We start from the raw sequence: 21,293 nt of genomic DNA on the forward strand, positions 1-21,293 counted from the left end.
GGTCGAATTGAAACAACATGTGGATAGATTATTAAAGCATTTTATAGAAAATGGACCAAGTGGTGTCGCACTTTCGGTTAGACGAAATCAACACACCCTATATGAGAATTATTTAGGTTATTCGGACATTGAGAAAAAAGTTCAAATCTCTGCGGATACGATTTATCGCATTTATTCTATGTCAAAGCTAGTTACATGTGTTGCCGCATTACAGTTATATGAACAAGGAAGGTATCTATTAAATGATCCCGTTTCAAATTATCTACCAGAATTTGCGGAGATGAAGGTCTATAAATCTGGACAAGAAGAGAATATCCAGGTGGAAGCCGCGCAAAATCCAATTCTTGTTAAGGATTTATTTAAGATGACTTCAGGCATTTGCTACGGGGGCAGTGGTTCCGAAGTAGAAAAACTAACAAGCAAAGTAATGGCTACTGCTCACAAGCTAGAGAAAAAAGGAGGTTCTTCCAACTTACGAGAATTTGTGAAGCAATTGGCAAAACTTCCTCTAGAATTTGAACCAGGCTCACACTGGAAATATGGTTTAAGCCATGATGTATTAGGCGCATTAATAGAAGTGATATCTGGTAAATCTTTCGGAGAATATCTTTACACAAACATCTTCGAACCATTAGGAATGAAAGATACCTTTTTTCAAATTCCAAAGGAAAAAAAGCATCGCTTAGCTACTTTATATGATAGATTAGAAGATGGGACGCTTGTGCCGAATAACGCATTAGACCGTGACTCAGAACCAATTGCAGTCTTTGAAAGTGGTGGTGCTGGATTACATTCCACCTTAAATGATTACCAACGGTTTGCCCATTGTTTAGCAACTGGTGGTACAGCGAATGGAATACATATACTCAGTCAAAATACAATTCAGTTACTTGCGCAAAATCATTTGCTCGATTCACAGCTACCGGACCTTGGTTGGAATTATGAAAATGGCTATGGATATGGTTTAGGAGTTCGGGTGATGATGGATCAAGTTATTGGTGGAAGTAATAGTAGTTTAGGAGAGTTTGGCTGGTCCGGTTTAGCAGGGACCTATGTCTTTATCGATCCGAAGAAAAAATTATCCGCTGTTTACATGCAACAAATGCTTCCTAACCTTGAGTTTTATCATCAACCTAGAATTCGAAATGTGATCTATGGAGCTATTCATTAGGAGGGATAGAAATGGCACTAATCCAATGTAATTTTTTCTCAGAGGTTTTATCTGTAAGTACCTCCATCACCGTTATATTGCCACAGGAAACATCTAATCAGATTGGAATGAACAATAAACGAAACCATGAAAAAATCCCAACACTTTATTTGCTTCATGGCTTTAGTGATGATCATACAATTTGGACAAGACGTACTTCCATTGAGCGATATGCTGCCGAATATGGATTGGCAGTTGTAATGCCACAAGTGGACCATAGTTTTTATGCCGATATGGTTTATGGTAAAAAATATTGGACATTTATTTCGGAAGAGCTTCCGAGAGTGGTGCGTTCCTTTTTTCCTCTATCGGATAGAAGAGAAGATAACTTTGTAGCCGGATTATCAATGGGAGGCTATGGTGCCTTTAAATGGGCCTTGAGAAAGCCAGGAATGTTCTCAGCTGCTGCAAGTCTCTCTGGTGTCCTTGATATTGTTGAACATACAAATCGTGTACAGGGTGAGAATAATCCTATACGTCATGCATTAGATTGTGTATTCGGAGAAAAGGACATCAAAAATACGGAAGAGGATTTATTTTATCTGCTGGAAAAAAGGCTTAAGAAAGATCAAGCATTACCAGCTTTGTTTCAAGCCTGCGGAACAGAAGATTTCCTGTTTGATGAAAATAAACGATTTTTCGATTTCACCAATGCTAAAGGGGTAGGAATTACGCACACTTTTACAACAGGCAATCACGAATGGGACTATTGGGATAGTAAAATACAAGAAGTTCTAGCATGGCTTCCAATTCAAAAATAGAGAGGGGAACCCCCTCTCTTTCTACATTTGATTGACAATATCTGCTACTAGTTCATAAGAATATAGGCGTTCATTATGATCATAAATTTGACTATTAATAATTACTTCATCTGCATTTGTTTCATCGACGAATGCTTGTAATTTATTTTTAACTGTTTGTTTATCTCCAACGATGGTTGTTTTACTATTCACTGATTTCTCCACAGAAGCCTTTTCATAAACATTCCATGCTTGATCAATATCATCAATAGGTGGCATCAATTCAGAAGGTGCGCCACGAACTAGACTTAAGAATTGCTGTTGCTGAGAGGTAGCTAACCATTTAGCTTTCTCAACAGTATCTGCTGCAATAATATTGACTCCAACCATCGCACGTGGCTTTTCAAGCTGCTCTGAAGGCTTAAATCGATCACGATAAATCTTTAAAGCAGGAATAGTGTAGTCTGGTGAGAAATGACTCGCAAATGCAAAAGGAAGTCCTTTCTCTGCTGCAAGTCGAGCACTGAAATCGCTCGATCCAAGTAGCCATAGTGGAATATTTGCGCCTTTGCCTGGAACTGCTGTTACATTTGCAGTGCCTTTAAAATAAGCTTCTAGCTCTTCTACTTGTTGAGGGAAATCCTCTGCACTACTATTCAATGTTCTTCTAAGAGCGTAGGCAGTTGCTTGATCACTACCAGGTGCTCTTCCAAGACCTAGATCAATTCGATTAGGATAGAGAGCATCGAGTGTTCCGAACTGTTCTGCGATGACTAAAGGGGCATGGTTTGGTAGCATAATTCCACCTGCACCGACTTTGATTTTCTTCGTATGACTTGCTACATGGCTAATAACTAGTGATGTAGCAGAGCTTGCGATTCCTGGCATATTATGGTGCTCTGCAAGCCAATAGCGGTGATATCCCCATTTTTCCGCATGCTGAGCTAAATCAGCACTATTTTGAAAGGACAAGCTTGGGGTATGACCATAAAGCACTGGTGCCAAATCTAATACAGAAAATTGAACATTGGTAAAGGATTGAGACATAAGATCACTCCTATTTATCATATTGGACTACCTTTTCCTAGGGAAGGTCTCTACTTTTGTTACTCAATGTAAAAAATGATACGCTTATCTTCAAGGTTCGTCTAATATTATGCTTAACGGGAGATGAAATCATGCAATTAAAGAGAGTATATGAAGAGGCAGAGAAAAAAGATAATTTTCGTGTATTAGTCGATCGAATCTGGCCAAGAGGGGTTTCTAAGCAAGAAGCGAAACTAGATTTATGGTTGAAGGAAATCGGGCCATCGAAAGAACTACGCAAATGGTTTGGGCATGATCCAGACAAGTTTGATGAATTTCGCCAAAAATACTTAAAAGAATTAGAGGAAGATACAGAAAAAAAAGAGGCTTTTGATCACTTAATACAATGCTATGAAGAACAGAACGGAGAAATCACACTCGTTTTTGCTACAAAAGAATTAAAATATAATCATGTTGTTATTATCAAGGAAAAGCTTATAAATGAACGGAAATAGTTAAAACGAAGGGGGAACTTTAACCCTTCGTTTTTTTTAATACCACAGAAGGGGTGTAAGTGAAATGTTTTAATCCATAGTTAACGGGTAGATTTGTTATAAGGTTAATTTGACTAAGGAGTGGATCGAATGAAAGCCGGAGATGCTGTAGTTGATATATTAAAAGATTGGAATATTGATCATGTTTATGGTTATCCAGGGGACTCTGTTAATAACCTAGTAGAGGCATTAAGAAAAGCAAAGGATCAAATAAAATTTATTCAAGTTCGTCATGAAGAAACTGCTTCTTTAGCAGCAGCTGCAGAAGCAAAAATAACGGGTAGAGTGGGGGTCTGTTTATCTATTGGAGGGCCTGGTGCTATTCATCTATTAAATGGCATGTATGACGCAAAAGAAGACGCAGCCCCGTTGGTTGTGATTACTGGACAGGTCTCACACCAGCTTTTAGGAACAAATAACTTTCAAGAAGTAAACTTGGAAAGAATGTTTGACGATGTAGCTATATTTAACCGACGAGTTACATCTGGTGAACAAATACAACCATTATTAAAACAAGCTTTTAAAGAAGCATATGAACAAAAGGGTGTAGCCGTATTAAATGTCCCAGATAATATCTTTAAAGAGACGGTGAATAAAGTGGAGCTTCGCTCATCAAAAGTAGCCGAATATCATCTTTTTCCTAATAAAGAAAGTGTGAAACAAGCTGTTTCATTAATACAGCGTTCAAAAAAGCCTGTAATTTTAGCTGGAAAAGGAGCGATGGATGCACGAGAGGAATTAATAGAGTTCGCAAAGAAAATTGCAGCCCCGGTTGTTGTTTCACTAAGAGGAAAAGGAGTGATACCAGATCAACATCCATTGAATCTAGGAAATTTGGGACAGATAGGGACAAAACCTGCATATGAAGCAATGGAAGAGACTGACTTACTGCTACTTATAGGGACTTCCTTTCCATACCGAGAATTTCTACCGAAAAAGGTACCTGCTATTCAGTTAGATATTAACCCTGAAAAAATAGGAAAATGGTATCCTGCAGAAATAGGTTTAATAGGTTCAGCAAAAGAGATACTAAGTAGATTTAATCAACAGCTGTTTCATCGTAAAGATCGAAAATTCTTAGAAGCATGTCAGGAGAATATGGTCAATTGGTGGAAGCACATGGATCATCTTGTCGAGGTGGAGGAAGGTAAAAAACTAGAGGGACCACAGGTTATTCACAAGCTCCAAGAATATACAGAAAATGATGCGATACTATCTGTCGATGTTGGAAATGTCACCACATGGATGGCGAGATTTTTTCGAATGCAGAATCAACAATTTGTCATTTCGAGTTGGTTAGCAACAATGGGCTGTGGCTTACCTGGAGCGATCGCAGCAAAATTAACCCACCCAGATAAACAGGTTATTGCAATTTGTGGTGATGGTGGTTTTTCTATGGGTATGCAGGATTTTCTGACATCGGTAAAATACAACCTACCTATTACTGTTATTGTCTTGAATAATGAAAAAATTGCGATGATTGAGTATGAACAAGAGGAAATCGGCAATATCCCATATCAAACTGATTTACAAAATTTCCAATACGCTAAATTTGCAGATATATGTGGCGGGAAAGGTTTCATGGCTCAAACAATAGAAGAACTATCAGATGCTTTACATGCCTCTAAAAATAGTGAACGTCCTACATTGATTGAGGTAATGATTGAAGATCGTGCACCATTACCAGGGAAAATTGAATGGAATCAAGCCATTCAATATTCTAAACATTTATGGAAAAGGTTGATAGAGCGTGAAGGGGATTTTGAGATGCCATCCTTAAAAACAGTGCTAAAACGGCTATTGTAAGGAGCAAAAAAGATGAAACAAATTATCTATCTATTTAGCTTGATGGGTGTTTTCTTGAGTGGATGTCACATTCGCGTACTAAATCCGAAGAGTGATACTGCGGAAGCACAAAGCTTTTTAATTTATTTTAGTTTTGGAATCATGATCCTTGTGCTTCTTACCGTATTTTTCCTTTTGTTCCGATTTGTGCGTAAATATCGTAACAGGACAGGAAATCATCAGGCTTTAAAACATGAGGAAGGCAATAAGAAACTTGAAATCGTATGGACAATCATTCCTGTTTTGTTACTGGCAATATTGGCCATTCCAACCGTTATCGTAACCTATAATCAATCACCTAATCAAGCGGATCAGTCAGGTGATAGAAGGGAAGAGGTTCATATTAATGTAACAGCAGAGCAATATCAATGGACCTTCATCTATGAAAATGGAAAAACGACATCTGGTGAATTATATCTCCCAAGTGATAAAACGATTGTTTTACATTTGCGATCAAAGGATGTCATTCATTCCTTTTGGGTCCCGTCTATCGGGGGAAAGGTGGATGTTTTACCACATAAAGAGAACACCATGAAATTAGAAAATATAGAATCCGGAGTATATCAAGGGAAATGTGCTGAATTTTGTGGCACTAATCATACAGATATGAGATTTACGACAAGAGTTATTTCTTCTAAGCAATTTTTAGATTGGCTAGATGAATAAGGATAGCATTGGCGAGATGTAGAGTCTTGTCAAAATAGCAAATATCATTTAGCAGGAAAGAAGGGTAAGAATGGATATGGATCTTACATCACAAGCCTTATATCAAGCATCTGATATTATTGTTGCATGGATTTTTTCAATCGTGTTGGCTCTTTTTATTGGCTATTATATATGGAAAAAAAGAAAATGGGGAATTTTATGGGATTATGTAACGACCACTAATCATAGAAAAATTGGAACAATGTATATTTTAAGTGGCTTGCTTTTCTTTTTTCGTGGTGGAGTAGACGCCCTTTTGATTCGGACACAATTAATAGCACCAAATACTGAATTTTGGGTATTTCAAGGAGATAAATACAATGGTTTGTTCACAACGCACGGAACGATCATGATTTTTTTTGTTGCTATGCCAATATTAATAGGATTGATGAATGTTGTTGTTCCGCTTCAGATCGGTGCAAAGGATCTAGCCTTCCCCATTCTTAATTCATTAAGCTTTTGGCTGTTCTTTAGTGGTGCAATTTTATTCAATCTTTCCTTTTTCTTTGGTACACCACCGAATGCTGGTTGGACTGCCTATGCGCCGTTAAGTATATCCCAATTCACTCCAGATGTTGGTAACAGCTTTTACATATTTAGTATCCAGCTATCTGGCATAGGGACATTGCTAACAGCCATTAATATGATTGTCACCATCCTTCGCTTACGAGCGCCAGGTATGAAAATGTTTCGCATGCCATTATTTACATGGAGTACCTTCGTGACATCTGTGTTAATATTGATTGCTTTTAGCACTTTATCGGTTGCTCTTTATTTGTTGATGTTTGATCGAATGTTTGGAACGAGCTTTTTTACTGGTTCAGAAGGTGATCCTGTTTATTGGCAGCATCTATTCTGGATATTTGGGCATCCAGAAGTATACATTTTGGCATTACCTGCATTTGGTATCTTCTCGGATGTTATCTCAACTTTTTCGAAAAAGATTATTTTTGGATATTCATCCATGGTGTTATCCATTATTTTAATAGGCTTTTTAGGTTTTATGGTATGGGTGCATCACATGTTCACAGTTGGTTTAGGACCAATGGTGAATACATTTTTCGCGATTACGACCATGCTAATTGCTGTCCCCACAGGAATTAAAGTATTTAATTGGCTATTTACTATGAGGGGTGGCCAGATTCAGTTAACAGTACCCATGTTGTTTGCCATCGGATTTATCCCCTCTTTTACAATGGGAGGGGTAACAGGTGTTATGCTAGCAATACCTTCAGCTGATTTTCAATTTCATGACAGCTATTTTGTTGTGGGACATTTTCACTATACGATTCTTGGTGCTACCGTATTAGGTATATTCGCTGGAATCTATTATTGGTATCCTAAAATTACTGGGAAAATGCTAGATGAACGATTAGGTAAATGGCATTTTTGGCTTTTTATCATTGGATTTCACTTAACCTTTTTACCAATGCATTTCGCTGGACTAAATGGTATGCCCCGCCGTGTTTTTACTTATACAAAGGAAGATGGTGTGTTTTTCTTTAATAGTTTAAGCACAATAGGTGCTTTTGTGATGGGAATTGGAATGCTATTCTTTGCATGGAATGTGTATAAAACCTATCGATCAAAACAACAGGTGGAAAATGATTGCTGGGATGGACGGACATTAGAATGGGCAGTCTCTTCTCCCCCTAAAGAGGATGATTTTAACACTGCACCAATTGTGGATAGCTTAGAGCCCCTATGGCAACTAAAGAAGAATCAACAAAAATGGACAAATAAACTACCACAACGGCCTAATACTATTTCCACCAAAAGTGTCATTCCTGCTGTTATTGCAGCAACTTTGTTTCTTTTTTCTCTTGCAATGATCTATCAGTGGCATACACTTGCCAGCTTAACAGCTGTAGTGACAATAATCATCATTATTTTTTTATCATGGTGTGACAAAAGAGTAGAGAATGTACAAAAGGGAAATCTATTAAAAAAAGATTTAAATATTCTATTTGATGACAAGAAAATGGGTTTCTTCCTATATCTAGCAATAGATGGTATTATGTTCGCTGTCTTGTTTGCGACTTATTTCCTTTATACACCAGCATCTATTGGACCGAGGCCAGAGCAGGTATTCGAATCGAAAACCGTTATTCTATCATCTATTTTCCTATTAACATCGAGTGGAACCATCGCTTTGTCAGAGAGAGGTCTTAAAAAACAAAATAATAAGATCTTTCATACAGGATTTATTATGACGACTATTTTAGCGCTAGCTTTTTTAATTTCTACTTTTCATGAGTTTTACAACTATTGGATGAAAGGATTTGTGATAGACCTTAATGTCTTTCTTTCTTCCTTTTTCGTGCTTGTCGGTTTACATGCAGCACATGTTCTTTTTGGATTAGGTTGGCTACTTCAGCTTTATATACAACTGAAGATGCATAAAATTCCTTTAGTCTTGTATCAGGAAAAACAAACAATTTTCAGTTATTATTGGCATTTTGTTGACATTGTGTGGGTGTTCATCGTGCTAATCGTATATTTGCCATATTTAGGTTGATAGGAGTGAGAGTAAAATGAATACTTGGTTTATGATTTTTTTCATTACGATCATTGTGATTTTAATGATTCCAGCTTTCTTTTTATTATGGCTTTATCTTCACGATATTAAACAATCAGAGCATTCGGTTCTACAAAATTATCCGCTCCTTGGAAAAATACGCTATATTTTAGAGAAGGTTGGACCAGAATTAAGACAATATTTATTTCACCATGATTTAGAAGGAAAACCATTTAATCGCAAGCAATTTGAATATGTTAATAAGGCAGGAAAATATCAAACAAGCTTAATGGGCTATGGAGCGGAAAGAGATTTTGATAAGGATGGATTATATCTTGTTAATGACATGTTTCCAGCTAAAACAGAGGAATTGAAAATAAATCAAAAACCTAAAATAGAGACATTTATTTATGAAATAGAGGATGAAAGCTTATTCAATCGTAAGGAGCACCACAAGAAAGTAAAAATTAATCCAGCATATCTCCAAGAGGAAGATTATGTCATATTAGGCGAAAATACCGTTAAAAAGCCATTTCGATTGAAGGGGTTGATTGGCCAATCTGCTATGAGCTATGGTTCACTTGGCGAAAATGCCATTACCTCTTTATCATTAGGCCTTGGAATGGCAGGTGGAACATGGATGAATACAGGAGAAGGAAGTATATCACCATACCATTTAAAAGGGAATGTCGATATTATAATGCAAATTAGTCCTGGATTATTTGGAGTCAGAGATAAGGATGGTCACTTTTCATGGGAAGAATTTAAAAAACATGCCGATACCGACCAGATTAAGGCATTTGAATTAAAGCTCGGTCAAGGGGCAAAAACTCGCGGTGGACATGTGGATGGGGCTAAAATCACCGAAGAAATTGCACAAATTCGAAAGGTAAAGGTTGGAGAAGATATTAATAGTCCTAATAGATTCCCTGGCATCTCAAATGCGGAGGAATTGTTATCCTTTTTACAGCAATTACGTGAATTTGGTGGTAAGCCGGTTGGGATAAAAATTGTGGTTGGTAGCGAAGAACAAGTAAACAATTTAGTAGGTGCTATGAAACGAACTGAAATCATTCCTGATTTTATAACAGTGGATGGTGGAGAGGGTGGCACAGGTGCTTCCTACTATGCCTTAGCGTATTCCGTTGGATTACCGTCTTTTTCGGCGGTGCCCTTAGTAGATGATTGTCTACGAAAGTACGATTTAAGAGATAGGACAAAGATTATTGCTTCTGGAAAGCTTTTGACCCCTGATAAGATTGCGATGGCCCTATGTATTGGTGCAGATCTTGTTAATATTGCACGTGGGTTTATGATGAGTGTTGGGTGTATCATGGCACAAGTTTGTCATAAGAATACTTGTCCCGTTGGGGTTGCAACTACTGATAAAAAATTACAAAAAGCATTAGTGATTGAGGAAAAGAAATTTCGTGTATGTAATTATCTTGTCACTTTAAGACAAGGATTGTTTGACTTAGCAGCTGTTTCTGGATTGGATAGTCCAACGAAATTCAAGCGGGACCATATTAAATTTCATTCTGAATTTAAAAACTTTAGCAATTGGAGTGAAGTGCAAAGCCGAAGATAAGTGAAAGAATTTTTTTATTAATCAAAAAAAACACTAGTTAGAATAACTAGTGTTTTTTTGATTGCAAGCTATATTAGTTTTTTTCAACGTTAGCTGCTTGTGGTCCACGGTTACCTTCTTCGATATCGAAAGTTACGCTTTGACCTTCTTCAAGTGTTTTAAAGCCTTCGCCTTGGATAGCAGAGAAGTGTACGAATACATCGTCTTGTCCTTCTACTTCGATAAATCCAAAACCTTTGTCTGCGTTAAACCATTTAACTGTACCTTGTACCATAATTCTTTTCCTCCTAGTGTGAACCGTTCACACAAATGTATTACTATTCTTGCTCTTGCCTCAAAACGAAAACTTTACGTTACGATACTTGAAGGTGTCATCGAACAAAATAGCTAAAATCATTATAGCAAGTGAAACAATAAATTGCAAGCGTATCCCAAAAATAATTGATTTTTGTTTGAGTCAGTAAGGAGTCTTATATGTCGAAAATTAGAATTTTGAATGGGATTAGGTAGATTTTCCATATTAATAGTACTATACTTTGTTAATGTAAAAAGCTTGTTAGGAATGGAAGTGTATGTTCAATTGTCTGTTATTTTTGATAAAATCAAGCATTTATTTCCTGGATACTTTGCATTGGTAATGGCCACTGGGGCTTTATCCATTGCTACATATTTACTCGATTATGATAAATGGAGTAACTATTTGTTTTACCTCAATACTCTTTTTATTATTACTCTAGCGATTGTTGTTACGATTCGGTTTTTATTTTTCTTTTCATATGTGAAGGAAGATTTAACAAGTCACTTAAGAGGGCCTGGTTTTTTTACGATTGTTGCAGGTATTAATGTTTATGCAACAGAGCTTCTTTTTTTCGTAAACAAAACTAACCTGGCATTAATCTTATGGTTGATCTCCATTATTTTATGGACTGCCATTATGTATACATTTTTTACAGCCATTACGATTCAAGAGGATAAGCCGAGCTTAGCGGAGGGGATTAACGGAGCATGGTTAATTGCAGCTGTGGCAACACAGTCGATCTCTGTTGTCGGGACACTACTTGTGTCCTCGATTCGGGATGAGCAGTGGGCAGAGTTTATATTCTTTGTTTCATTATCTATGTATTTGTTAGGTTGTATGTTGTATTTAAGTATTATAACCTTAATCTTTTATCGATTTACTTTTCTGCATCTTAAATATTCTTCCTATACTCCACCTTATTGGATTAATATGGGTGCGGTCGCGATAACTACTTTAGCTGGTTCCCTAATTATTCTGAATTCACAGCAATCACTTTTGATCCAACAATTCATTCCATTTGTGAAAGGATTCACTCTTTTTTTCTGGGTAACAGGAACATGGTGGATTCCGTTATTAGTCATTCTAATGTATTGGCGCTATATCATACATAAATTTCCGCTTAACTATGACCAGCAAATGTGGGGGATGGTTTTCCCTGTTGCAATGTATACAATAGCCACCTTTAAATTATCAAAGGCGCTAGAAATTCCTTTTTTAGCTAACATCTCTACATTTTTTATTTATCCAGCCTTCTTAATTTGGCTATTAGGTATTATTTTAATGGTTATCCATTTAGTTCGTGACATCCTTCTGAAGGATAAATGAAAACTTGATTTATTGCCTTATACCAATTATGATAAAGGGATGTAATGAATCGGAAAATTGAAATGAGGTATTTATAATGAACAAAGTTTCCATCTATTCATTAACCTTTGATGAATTGACTAGTTGGTTACTCGAACATGGACAAAAGAAATTTAGAGCGAAGCAAGTTTGGGATTGGTTATACAAAAAAAGAGTGGATACTTTTTCAGCCATGTACAATTTAAATAAAGATTGTCTTTCACTATTAGAGGAACACTTTATCCTTGGAACATTGACGGAAGAAATTAAACAGGAATCAAAGGATGGTACGATCAAATTTTTGTTTAAAATGCAGGATGGGAATCTTATAGAAACAGTTCTGATGAAGTTTAATTATGGTTATTCCGTTTGTGTTACCACACAAGTAGGTTGTAATATTGGTTGCTCCTTTTGTGCGAGCGGTTTGCTGACGAAGGATCGCGATTTAAATGCAGGTGAAATAGTTGAACAAATTATGAAGGTTCAGAAACATTTAGATCAGCGTGGGAAAGACGAGAGAGTGAGTCATATTGTTGTGATGGGAATAGGGGAACCTTTTGATAATTATGATAATACAATGAGCTTTTTAAGGATCGTAAATGACAAAAGTGGCCTCTCAATAGGTGCAAGACACATAACCGTGTCTACAAGTGGTTTAGCAAAAAGGATATATGATTTTGCTGATGAGAATATTCAAGTCAACTTGGCATTATCTCTACATGCGCCAAACAATGAGCTAAGAACTAAAATAATGAAAATAAATAAAGCATTTCCTTTAGAAAAATTGATGCCTGCAATTGATTATTATCTAGAAAAGACCAATCGAAGAATTACATTTGAATATATCTTGCTAAGGGATGTAAATGATCATGTAGGAGAGGCGAAGCAATTAGTCCAGCTATTAAAGGATAAAAGACATTTATCTTACGTCAATCTTATTCCTTATAATCCAGTAGACGAGCATAATCAATATAATAGAAGTGAGAAAAAGGCAATTCTTGATTTTTATCAAGTATTACTTGAAAATGGGATAAATTGTGGTGTGCGTGTCGAGCATGGTACAGATATTGATGCTGCTTGTGGACAATTAAGAAGTAAACAGATTAAAAAAGATAAGCAAAAGGTATCCCAATGAAAGCCCAAAGGCACGGGACTTCTTGACAAAAGAAAGACATTTCATTAAACTATCAGAAAGTAATCAACAATTAAAGTAAAAAAACGATGAAGAGGAATAGTAATAAAGCAATTAGTTCAAGAGAGATGGCGTTTGGTGAAAGTCATTACTAATCTTTACGAACTCACCTCAAATGTTACAAAAGTGAAGCAGTAGCTTTTGTCGTAATCCGCGTTAAGGAAATAAAGTGAGTGTAAAATACTAACACTAATGTTGGGTGGTACCGCGGGAATCTCTCTCGTCCCATAGCTGGGATAGGAGAGTTTTTTTGTGTTTAAGAACAAATGTTCGTTTGTTGTTAATAAGGAGGGAATAAAATGTCATTTGAGCATTTAAAAATAGAAAAAAAATGGCGTGATTATTGGATTAATAATAAGACTTTTGCGACTGATACCCATTCCGATAAAGAAAAGTTCTATGCATTAGACATGTTTCCATACCCATCTGGAGCGGGACTTCACGTGGGGCATCCAGAAGGGTATACCGCAACAGATATTTTGTCAAGAATGAAAAGAATGCAAGGCTACGAGGTGTTACATCCAATTGGTTGGGATGCTTTCGGTCTTCCTGCAGAACAATATGCATTGGATACAGGTAACGACCCTGCAGTTTTTACAGAGCAAAACATCAATAATTTCCGTCGTCAAATTCAAGAACTAGGCTTTTCCTATGATTGGGACCGAGAGGTAAAGACAACCGATCCAAATTACTATAAATGGACCCAATGGATTTTTCTAAAGCTTTATGAGAAAGGGTTAGCCTATATTGATGAAGTACCTGTCAATTGGTGTCCAGCTCTAGGTACTGTGTTAGCTAATGAAGAGGTTATTGATGGGAAAAGTGAACGCGGTGGACATCCAGTGGAACGGAAGCCAATGAAACAATGGATGTTAAAAATTACTGCATATGCCGACAGACTTATAGAAGATTTAGAAGAGTTAGATTGGCCTGAGAGTATTAAAGATATGCAAAGAAACTGGATCGGACGTTCTGAGGGGGCTGAAGTAATCTTTGAGGTGGAAGGCTTTGAAGAGACCTTCACTGTTTTTACAACACGGCCTGATACTTTATTTGGTGCGACCTATGCCGTGCTATCTCCAGAACATCCACTTGTAAGTAAGATCGTTTCACAAACAGAAAAAGAAGCAGTTGCACAATATATTAATCAAGTGAAAGCTAAAAGTGACTTAGAACGAACAGATCTTGCTAAAGATAAAACAGGTGTATTTACGGGAGCATATGCCGTTAACCCTATTAATGGGGAAAAGCTTCCAATTTGGATTGCAGATTATGTATTAATGTCATATGGTACAGGAGCTATTATGGCTGTGCCTGCACATGATGAAAGAGACTATGAATTTGCGAAAAAGTTTGGCTTGAAGATTGTACCTGTATTAGAAGGTGGGGATATTGAAAAAGAAGCCTTTACAGGAGATGGCCCTCATATTAATTCAGATTTCTTAAATGGCTTAAACAAGCAAGATGGAATAGAACAAGCGATTAAATGGTTGGTAGATCATAATAAAGGGGAAAGAAAGGTAACCTACCGATTACGCGACTGGTTATTTAGTCGTCAACGGTACTGGGGTGAACCTATTCCGATTATACATTGGGAAGATGGCACGATGTCGGCAGTCCCTGAAGAAGAATTACCATTGGTTTTACCAAAAACAGAGGAAATAAAACCGTCGGGAACGGGAGAATCACCATTGGCTAATATGGATGACTGGGTAAATGTCGTGGACGAAAAGACTTGCAAAAAGGGTCGTCGTGAAACAAATACTATGCCTCAATGGGCTGGAAGCTGTTGGTACTTCTTAAGATATATTGATCCACAGAATTCTAAACAATTAGCGGATCGACGATTGCTAAATGAATGGCTGCCAGTAGATGTTTATATTGGCGGTGCAGAACACGCGGTACTTCACTTATTATATGCACGCTTTTGGCATAAATTTTTGTATGATATAGGTGTAGTCCCAACAAAAGAACCATTCCAAAAATTATATAATCAAGGAATGATCCTAGGCGAGAATAATGAAAAAATGAGTAAGTCAAAAGGGAATGTAGTGAATCCTGATGAAATCGTTAAAAGCCATGGAGCAGACACACTTCGGTTATATGAAATGTTTATGGGTCCTTTAGATGCTTCCGTAGCATGGTCAACTAACGGGCTGGATGGAGCAAGAAGATTTTTAGATAGAGTGTGGCGTCTTTTTGTAACAGATGATGAAAAGCTTTCGGGTAAAATCTCTGATGATAAAGAATCTCAAGAATTGGAAAAAGTTTATCATGAAACAGTAAAAGTAGTGACACAAAATTTTGAGGACTTACGTTTTAATACAGGCATTTCACAAATGATGGTATTTGTTAATGAAGCATATAAGACAACTAGTATTCCTCTAGCTTATGCTGAAGGATTTGTAAAACTTTTATCTCCTGTTGCCCCACATCTGGCCGAAGAATTGTGGCAATTTCTAGGGCATGATGGAACTATAACGTACGAAGAGTGGCCGACCTATGATGAATCTAAGCTTGTGCAAAATGAAGTCGAGATGGTCATTCAAATTATGGGGAAAGTAAGAGCGAAAATGATGGTGAAAAAAGATGCACAAAAAGAGGAAATGGAAGAAAAGGCATTGTCTCAAGAGGCAATAAAGGAAAAATTAGAAGGGTTAACCGTTCGAAAAGTAATCGTGGTACCTGGGAAATTAGTTAATATTGTAGCAAACTAGTATAGATAAAAAAGCCACAATGACATCTCTAATGATGTTTGTTGTGGCTTTTTTCGTTTTTGAATGCAAAGAGATTCTTTTGTTATGACTACAAGGAAAGTGACACATTTTAACTACTAAAGAACATGAATGTTTAGATCACTGAATTACCATTATTTTCTCGCGGAATTTTGTTGACTTTTTTTATCAAAGTATGTATTATAGAAAAAGTCGACATTACAGATAAACTTTTTATCGGGTGGTTGACAATTTTCTAGTGTATTTGTTATAATTTATATGTCGCTTTAGACATTGATCATTGAAAACTGAACAAAACAACCAGTACAAAAAAGTAAGAACATGCTAGCTTTAAGCGAGCTTGATCAACACAAGCACTTCGGTGCATCTATTTTATGGAGAGTTTGATCTTGGCTCAGGACGAACGCTGGCGGCGTGCCTAATACATGCAAGTCGAGCGCGGGAAGCTGACTGAATCCTTCGGGAGGACGTGAGTGGAACGAGCGGCGGACGGGTGAGTAACACGTGGGCAACCTGCCTGTAAGACTGGGATAACTCCGGGAAACCGGAGCTAATACCGGATAGTACTTTGGTTCATAGGAACCGAAGTGGAAAGGTGGCGCAAGCTACCACTTACAGATGGGCCCGCGGTGCATTAGCTAGTTGGTGAGGTAACGGCTCACCAAGGCAACGATGCATAGCCGACCTGAGAGGGTGATCGGCCACACTGGGACTGAGACACGGCCCAGACTCCTACGGGAGGCAGCAGTAGGGAATCTTCCGCAATGGACGAAAGTCTGACGGAGCAACGCCGCGTGAACGAAGAAGGTTTTCGGATCGTAAAGTTCTGTTGTTAGGGAAGAACAAGTACCGTTCGAATAGGGCGGTACCTTGACGGTACCTATCGAGGAAGCCCCGGCTAACTACGTGCCAGCAGCCGCGGTAATACGTAGGGGGCAAGCGTTGTCCGGAATTATTGGGCGTAAAGCGCGCGTAGGCGGTTTCTTAAGTCTGATGTGAAATCTTGCGGCTCAACCGCAAGCGGTCATTGGAAACTGGGGAACTTGAGTACAGAAGAGGAGAGCGGAATTCCACGTGTAGCGGTGAAATGCGTAGAGATGTGGAGGAACACCAGTGGCGAAGGCGGCTCTCTGGTCTGTAACTGACGCTGAGGTGCGAAAGCGTGGGGAGCGAACAGGATTAGATACCCTGGTAGTCCACGCCGTAAACGATGAGTGCTAGGTGTTAGGGGGTTTCCGCCCCTTAGTGCTGCAGTTAACGCATTAAGCACTCCGCCTGGGGAGTACGGCCGCAAGGCTGAAACTCAAAAGAATTGACGGGGGCCCGCACAAGCGGTGGAGCATGTGGTTTAATTCGAAGCAACGCGAAGAACCTTACCAGGTCTTGACATCTTCGGATGTCCCTAGAGATAGGGAGTTCCCTTCGGGGACCGAATGACAGGTGGTGCATGGTTGTCGTCAGCTCGTGTCGTGAGATGTTGGGTTAAGTCCCGCAACGAGCGCAACCCTTGATCTTAGTTGCCAGCATTGAGTTGGGCACTCTAAGGTGACTGCCGGTGACAAACCGGAGGAAGGTGGGGATGACGTCAAATCATCATGCCCCTTATGACCTGGGCTACACACGTGCTACAATGGATGGTACAAAGGGCAGCGAAGCCGTGAGGTGAAGCCAATCCCATAAAACCATTCTCAGTTCGGATTGTAGGCTGCAACTCGCCTACATGAAGCCGGAATCGCTAGTAATCGCGGATCAGCATGCCGCGGTGAATACGTTCCCGGGCCTTGTACACACCGCCCGTCACACCACGAGAGTTGGCAACACCCGAAGTCGGTGGGGTAACCTTTGGAGCCAGCCGCCGAAGGTGGGGGCAATGATTGGGGTGAAGTCGTAACAAGGTAGCCGTATCGGAAGGTGCGGCTGGATCACCTCCTTTCTAAGGATAAAGTGAAAGGCGGAAGCACCCGGTTAGCGACGTACAAACTGGACTGAACCGAAGGAGATAAAGGAAACACAAGGAGCTTAGCGACTTGATGTTGACTTATCGTACGGAGGTGAGGGAAGTTGTGCTAGTCGCTGGGTGCTGGAGCTAGACACAATAGGAAATGATCTATTAGCGTAGATCATCATAGATTGTACTTGGTTGTTTGGTTCAGTTTTGAGCGATTGATGCTCAGAGGATCTTCTGTTAAAACCCGTCATGTTTTGTGACGAATACAGAAGTCACCACCTCGTGTGGAAGCTGTACCTTGAAAACTAGATAAGAAGAAATCAGGACGTGAAGGCACCAAAAGAAGCCAACACGAAACTGATGACAAGACATCAAATAAAACCAACGACTTTTTCATCTGAAGCATGAGTATAGTTAAGTGAAAAAGGGCGCACGGTGGATGCCTTGGCACTAGGAGCCGAAGAAGGACGGGACAAACACCGATATGTCTCGGGGAGCTGTACGTAAGCATTGATCCGAGAATTTCCGAATGGGGAAACCCTCTACTCGTCATGGAGTAGAACCTCTATCTGAATCCATAGGATAGAGGAGGCAGACCCGGGGAACTGAAACATCTCATTACCCGGAGGAAGAGAAAGCAAACGCGATTTCCCGAGTAGCGGCGAGCGAAACGGAATTAGCCCAAACCAAAAAGCTTGCTTTTTGGGGTTGTAGGACACTCTATACGGAGTTACCAAGAAATACGTTAGACGAATCGATCTGGAAAGGTCAGCCACAGCGGGTAACAGCCCTGTAGTCGAAAGCGTGTTTCCTCCAGAGTGGATCCTGAGTACGGCGGAACACGTGAAATTCCGTCGGAATCCGGGAGGACCATCTCCCAAGGCTAAATACTCCCTAGTGACCGATAGTGAACCAGTACCGTGAGGGAAAGGTGAAAAGCACCCCGGGAGGGGAGTGAAAGAGAACCTGAAACCGTGTGCCTACAAGTAGTCGAAGCCCTTTTATGGGTGACGGCGTACCTTTTGTAGAATGGACCGGCGAGTTACGATCTCCTGCAAGGTTAAGTGGAAGACACGGAGCCGCAGCGAAAGCGAGTCTGAATAGGGCGAGATAGTAGGGGGTCGTAGACCCGAAACCGTGTGATCTACCCATGTCCAGGGTGAAGGTCAGGTAACACTGACTGGAGGCCCGAACCCACGTACGTTGAAAAGTGCGGGGATGAGGTGTGGGTAGGGGTGAAATGCCAATCGAACACGGAGATAGCTGGTTCTCTCCGAAATAGCTTTAGGGCTAGCCTCAAGGGATGTATGTTGGAGGTAGAGCACTGATTGGACTAGGGGCCCTCACCGGGTTACCGAATTCAGTCAAACTCCGAATGCCAATCATATTACCTTGGGAGTCAGACTATGGGTGATAAGGTTCATAGTCGAAAGGGAAACAGCCCAGACCGTCAGCTAAGGTCCCCAAGTATACGTTAAGTGGAAAAGGATGTGGCGTTGCTTAGACAACCAGGATGTTGGCTTAGAAGCAGCCATCATTTAAAGAGTGCGTAATAGCTCACTGGTCGAGTGACGCTGCGCCGAAAATGTACCGGGGCTAAACGTATCACCGAAGCTACGGATTGTTCTACGAACAATGGTAGGAGAGCGTTCTAAGTGCAGTGAAGTCAGACCGTGAGGACTGGTGGAGCGCTTAGAAGTGAGAATGCCGGTATGAGTAGCGAAATAGAAGTGAGAATCTTCTACACCGAATGCCTAAGGTTTCCTGAGGAAGGCTCGTCCGCTCAGGGTTAGTCGGGGCCTAAGCCGAGGCCGAAAGGCGTAGGCGATGGACAACAGGTGGATATTCCTGTACCACCCAATTCCGTTTGAGTGATGGGGGGACGCAGTAGGATAAGGAAAGCGCACGACTGGACGTGTGCGTCGAAGCAGTGAGTGAGTCAGATAGGCAAATCCGTCTGGCAATCACAAGCTGTGATCGGGAGGGAAAATGAGTACCGAAGTTCCGGATTTCACACTGCCAAGAAAAGCCTCTAGCAAGGAAAAGGGTGCCCGTACCGCAAACCGACACAGGTAGGCGAGGAGAGAATCCTAAGGTGATCGGGAGAACTCTCGTTAAGGAACTCGGCAAAATGACCCCGTAACTTCGGGAGAAGGGGTGCTTACTTACGAGTAAGCCGCAGTGAAAAGGCCCAAGCGACTGTTTAGCAAAAACACAGGTCTCTGCGAAGCCGAAAGGCGAAGTATAGGGGCTGACACCTGCCCGGTGCTGGAAGGTTAAGGGGATGCGTTAGCGTAAGCGAAGCGTTGAACTGAAGCCCCAGTAAACGGCGGCCGTAACTATAACGGTCCTAAGGTAGCGAAATTCCTTGTCGGGTAAGTTCCGACCCGCACGAAAGGTGCAACGACTTGGGCACTGTCTCAACGAGAGACCCGGTGAAATTATACTATGCGTGAAGATGCGCATTACCCGCGACAGGACGGAAAGACCCCGTGGAGCTTTACTGTAGCCTGATATGGAATGTTTGTACAGCTTGTACAGGATAGGTGGGAGCCTGAGAAGCGTGAGCGCTAGCTTACGTGGAGGCGCCGGTGGGATACCACCCTGGCTGTATGAACCTTCTAACCCAGAACCGTGATCCGGTTCGGAGACAGTGTCAGGTGGGCAGTTTGACTGGGGCGGTCGCCTCCTAAAGAGTAACGGAGGCGCCCAAAGGTTCCCTCAGAATGGTTGGAAATCATTCGAAGAGTGTAAAGGCAGAAGGGAGCTTGACTGCGAGACCTACAAGTCGAGCAGGGACGAAAGTCGGGCTTAGTGATCCGGCGGTACCGAATGGAAGGGCCGTCGCTCAACGGATAAAAGCTACCCCGGGGATAACAGGCTTATCTCCCCCAAGAGTCCACATCGACGGGGAGGTTTGGCACCTCGATGTCGGCTCATCGCATCCTGGGGCTGTAGTCGGTCCCAAGGGTTGGGCTGTTCGCCCATTAAAGCGGTACGCGAGCTGGGTTCAGAACGTCGTGAGACAGTTCGGTCCCTATCCGTCGTGGGCGTTGGAAGTTTGAGAGGAGCTGTCCTTAGTACGAGAGGACCGGGATGGACACACCGCTGGTGCACCAGTTGTTCCGCCAGGAGCATCGCTGGGTAGCTACGTGTGGAAGGGATAAGTGCTGAAAGCATCTAAGCATGAAGCCCCCCTCAAGATGAGACTTCCCCACACTTTAAGTGAGTAAGATCCCTCAGAGACGATGAGGTAGATAGGTTCGAGGTGGAAGCATGGTGACATGTGGAGCTGACGAATACTAATCGATCGAGGACTTATCTATACGTTCTTTGGATGAAAAACCGATGGTTTGTCTACTTCTTATCTAGTTTTGATGGTATAGTTTCTCCCATCTTAATAAGGATTAGCTTATATCCACCAAGTCTGGTGGCGATAGCGGAGAGGTCACACCTGTTCCCATACCGAACACAGTAGTTAAGCTCTCCAGCGCCCATGGTAGTTGGGGCTCACGCCCCTGCAAGAGTAGGACGTTGCCAGGCAAAACGAAAAAAGGTTTCTTAGTGTAAAGCTTGAACTGCCCCCTGTC

At 40.6% G+C, this 21,293-nt stretch carries 12 protein-coding genes, 3 rRNA genes and 1 other annotated feature; of the genes, 13 read left to right on the forward strand and 2 right to left on the reverse strand.

Features of this window, described 5'->3' with window-relative positions; translation table 11 throughout:
* Positions 1–7: 7 nt before the first annotated feature.
* Both ACZ5N5_RS12755 and ACZ5N5_RS12760 read left to right on the forward strand, forming a co-directional pair.
* Entirely contained in the window at positions 8–1,171 is a 1,164-nt protein-coding gene (locus ACZ5N5_RS12755; protein WP_464372601.1) for a serine hydrolase domain-containing protein, read from the forward strand.
* 11 nt (positions 1,172–1,182) lie between these two features.
* Positions 1,183–1,971: an alpha/beta hydrolase gene (locus ACZ5N5_RS12760; RefSeq protein WP_464372602.1), complete on the forward strand. Its 789-nt coding sequence runs from the start codon at positions 1,183–1,185 to the stop codon at positions 1,969–1,971.
* Positions 1,972–1,992: 21 nt separating this feature from the next.
* On the opposite strand, the gene ACZ5N5_RS12765 is transcribed toward ACZ5N5_RS12760, so the two are convergent.
* Positions 1,993–2,997 carry an MsnO8 family LLM class oxidoreductase gene (locus ACZ5N5_RS12765; RefSeq protein WP_054787462.1) on the reverse strand — a complete coding sequence of 335 codons (1,005 nt, stop codon included), beginning with the start codon at positions 2,995–2,997 and terminating at the stop codon, positions 1,993–1,995.
* Between the two features lie 131 nt (positions 2,998–3,128).
* Between ACZ5N5_RS12765 and ACZ5N5_RS12770 the strand changes: the two genes are divergently transcribed.
* The 5 genes from ACZ5N5_RS12770 (at position 3,129) to ACZ5N5_RS12790 (ending at position 10,186) form a co-directional block, all read left to right on the forward strand.
* Positions 3,129–3,491, forward strand: a complete 363-nt coding sequence (locus ACZ5N5_RS12770) for a DUF488 domain-containing protein (protein WP_109984896.1) — start codon at positions 3,129–3,131, stop codon at positions 3,489–3,491.
* A gap of 120 nt (positions 3,492–3,611) precedes the next feature.
* The gene (locus ACZ5N5_RS12775) at positions 3,612–5,336 is read left to right on the forward strand and encodes a pyruvate oxidase (RefSeq protein ID WP_464372603.1); all 1,725 of its coding nucleotides are present in this window, start codon (positions 3,612–3,614) and stop codon (positions 5,334–5,336) included.
* A gap of 12 nt (positions 5,337–5,348) precedes the next feature.
* A complete protein-coding gene (gene coxB / locus ACZ5N5_RS12780) occupies positions 5,349–6,041 on the forward strand; it encodes a cytochrome c oxidase subunit II (protein ID WP_054787463.1) in 693 nt (230 codons plus the stop codon).
* Positions 6,042–6,111: 70 nt separating this feature from the next.
* The gene (gene ctaD / locus ACZ5N5_RS12785; RefSeq protein WP_464372604.1) at positions 6,112–8,598 is read left to right on the forward strand and encodes a cytochrome c oxidase subunit I; all 2,487 of its coding nucleotides are present in this window, start codon (positions 6,112–6,114) and stop codon (positions 8,596–8,598) included.
* A 16-nt stretch (positions 8,599–8,614) separates the two neighbouring features.
* Complete coding sequence (locus ACZ5N5_RS12790) at positions 8,615–10,186, forward strand: FMN-binding glutamate synthase family protein (RefSeq protein WP_464372605.1); 1,572 nt, start codon at positions 8,615–8,617, stop codon at positions 10,184–10,186.
* 73 nt (positions 10,187–10,259) lie between these two features.
* On the opposite strand, the gene ACZ5N5_RS12795 is transcribed toward ACZ5N5_RS12790, so the two are convergent.
* Positions 10,260–10,460 (reverse strand): cold-shock protein, encoded by a 201-nt coding sequence (locus ACZ5N5_RS12795; RefSeq protein WP_035726336.1) that lies wholly within the window; start codon positions 10,458–10,460, stop codon positions 10,260–10,262.
* A 222-nt stretch (positions 10,461–10,682) separates the two neighbouring features.
* Between ACZ5N5_RS12795 and ACZ5N5_RS12800 the strand changes: the two genes are divergently transcribed.
* The 6 genes from ACZ5N5_RS12800 (at position 10,683) to rrf (ending at position 21,246) form a co-directional block, all read left to right on the forward strand.
* Positions 10,683–11,810: a tellurite resistance/C4-dicarboxylate transporter family protein gene (locus ACZ5N5_RS12800; protein WP_245902343.1), complete on the forward strand. Its 1,128-nt coding sequence runs from the start codon at positions 10,683–10,685 to the stop codon at positions 11,808–11,810.
* Positions 11,811–11,886: 76 nt separating this feature from the next.
* Positions 11,887–12,963, forward strand: a complete 1,077-nt coding sequence (gene rlmN, locus ACZ5N5_RS12805; RefSeq protein WP_054861293.1) for a dual-specificity RNA methyltransferase RlmN — start codon at positions 11,887–11,889, stop codon at positions 12,961–12,963.
* A gap of 77 nt (positions 12,964–13,040) precedes the next feature.
* Positions 13,041–13,251 (forward strand) — a binding site (T-box leader).
* 68 nt (positions 13,252–13,319) lie between these two features.
* Positions 13,320–15,737: a leucine--tRNA ligase gene (gene leuS / locus ACZ5N5_RS12810; RefSeq protein WP_464372606.1), complete on the forward strand. Its 2,418-nt coding sequence runs from the start codon at positions 13,320–13,322 to the stop codon at positions 15,735–15,737.
* Positions 15,738–16,126: 389 nt separating this feature from the next.
* Positions 16,127–17,688 (forward strand): 16S ribosomal RNA (locus ACZ5N5_RS12815).
* A gap of 427 nt (positions 17,689–18,115) precedes the next feature.
* Positions 18,116–21,029: ribosomal RNA gene (locus ACZ5N5_RS12820) — 23S ribosomal RNA — on the forward strand.
* Between the two features lie 100 nt (positions 21,030–21,129).
* A 5S ribosomal RNA gene (rrf, locus tag ACZ5N5_RS12825) occupies positions 21,130–21,246 on the forward strand.
* Together the 16S, 23S and 5S rRNA genes form the textbook arrangement of a ribosomal RNA operon.
* Positions 21,247–21,293 lie beyond the last annotated feature (47 nt).

Source organism: Gracilibacillus sp. JCM 18966 (assembly GCF_055392695.1).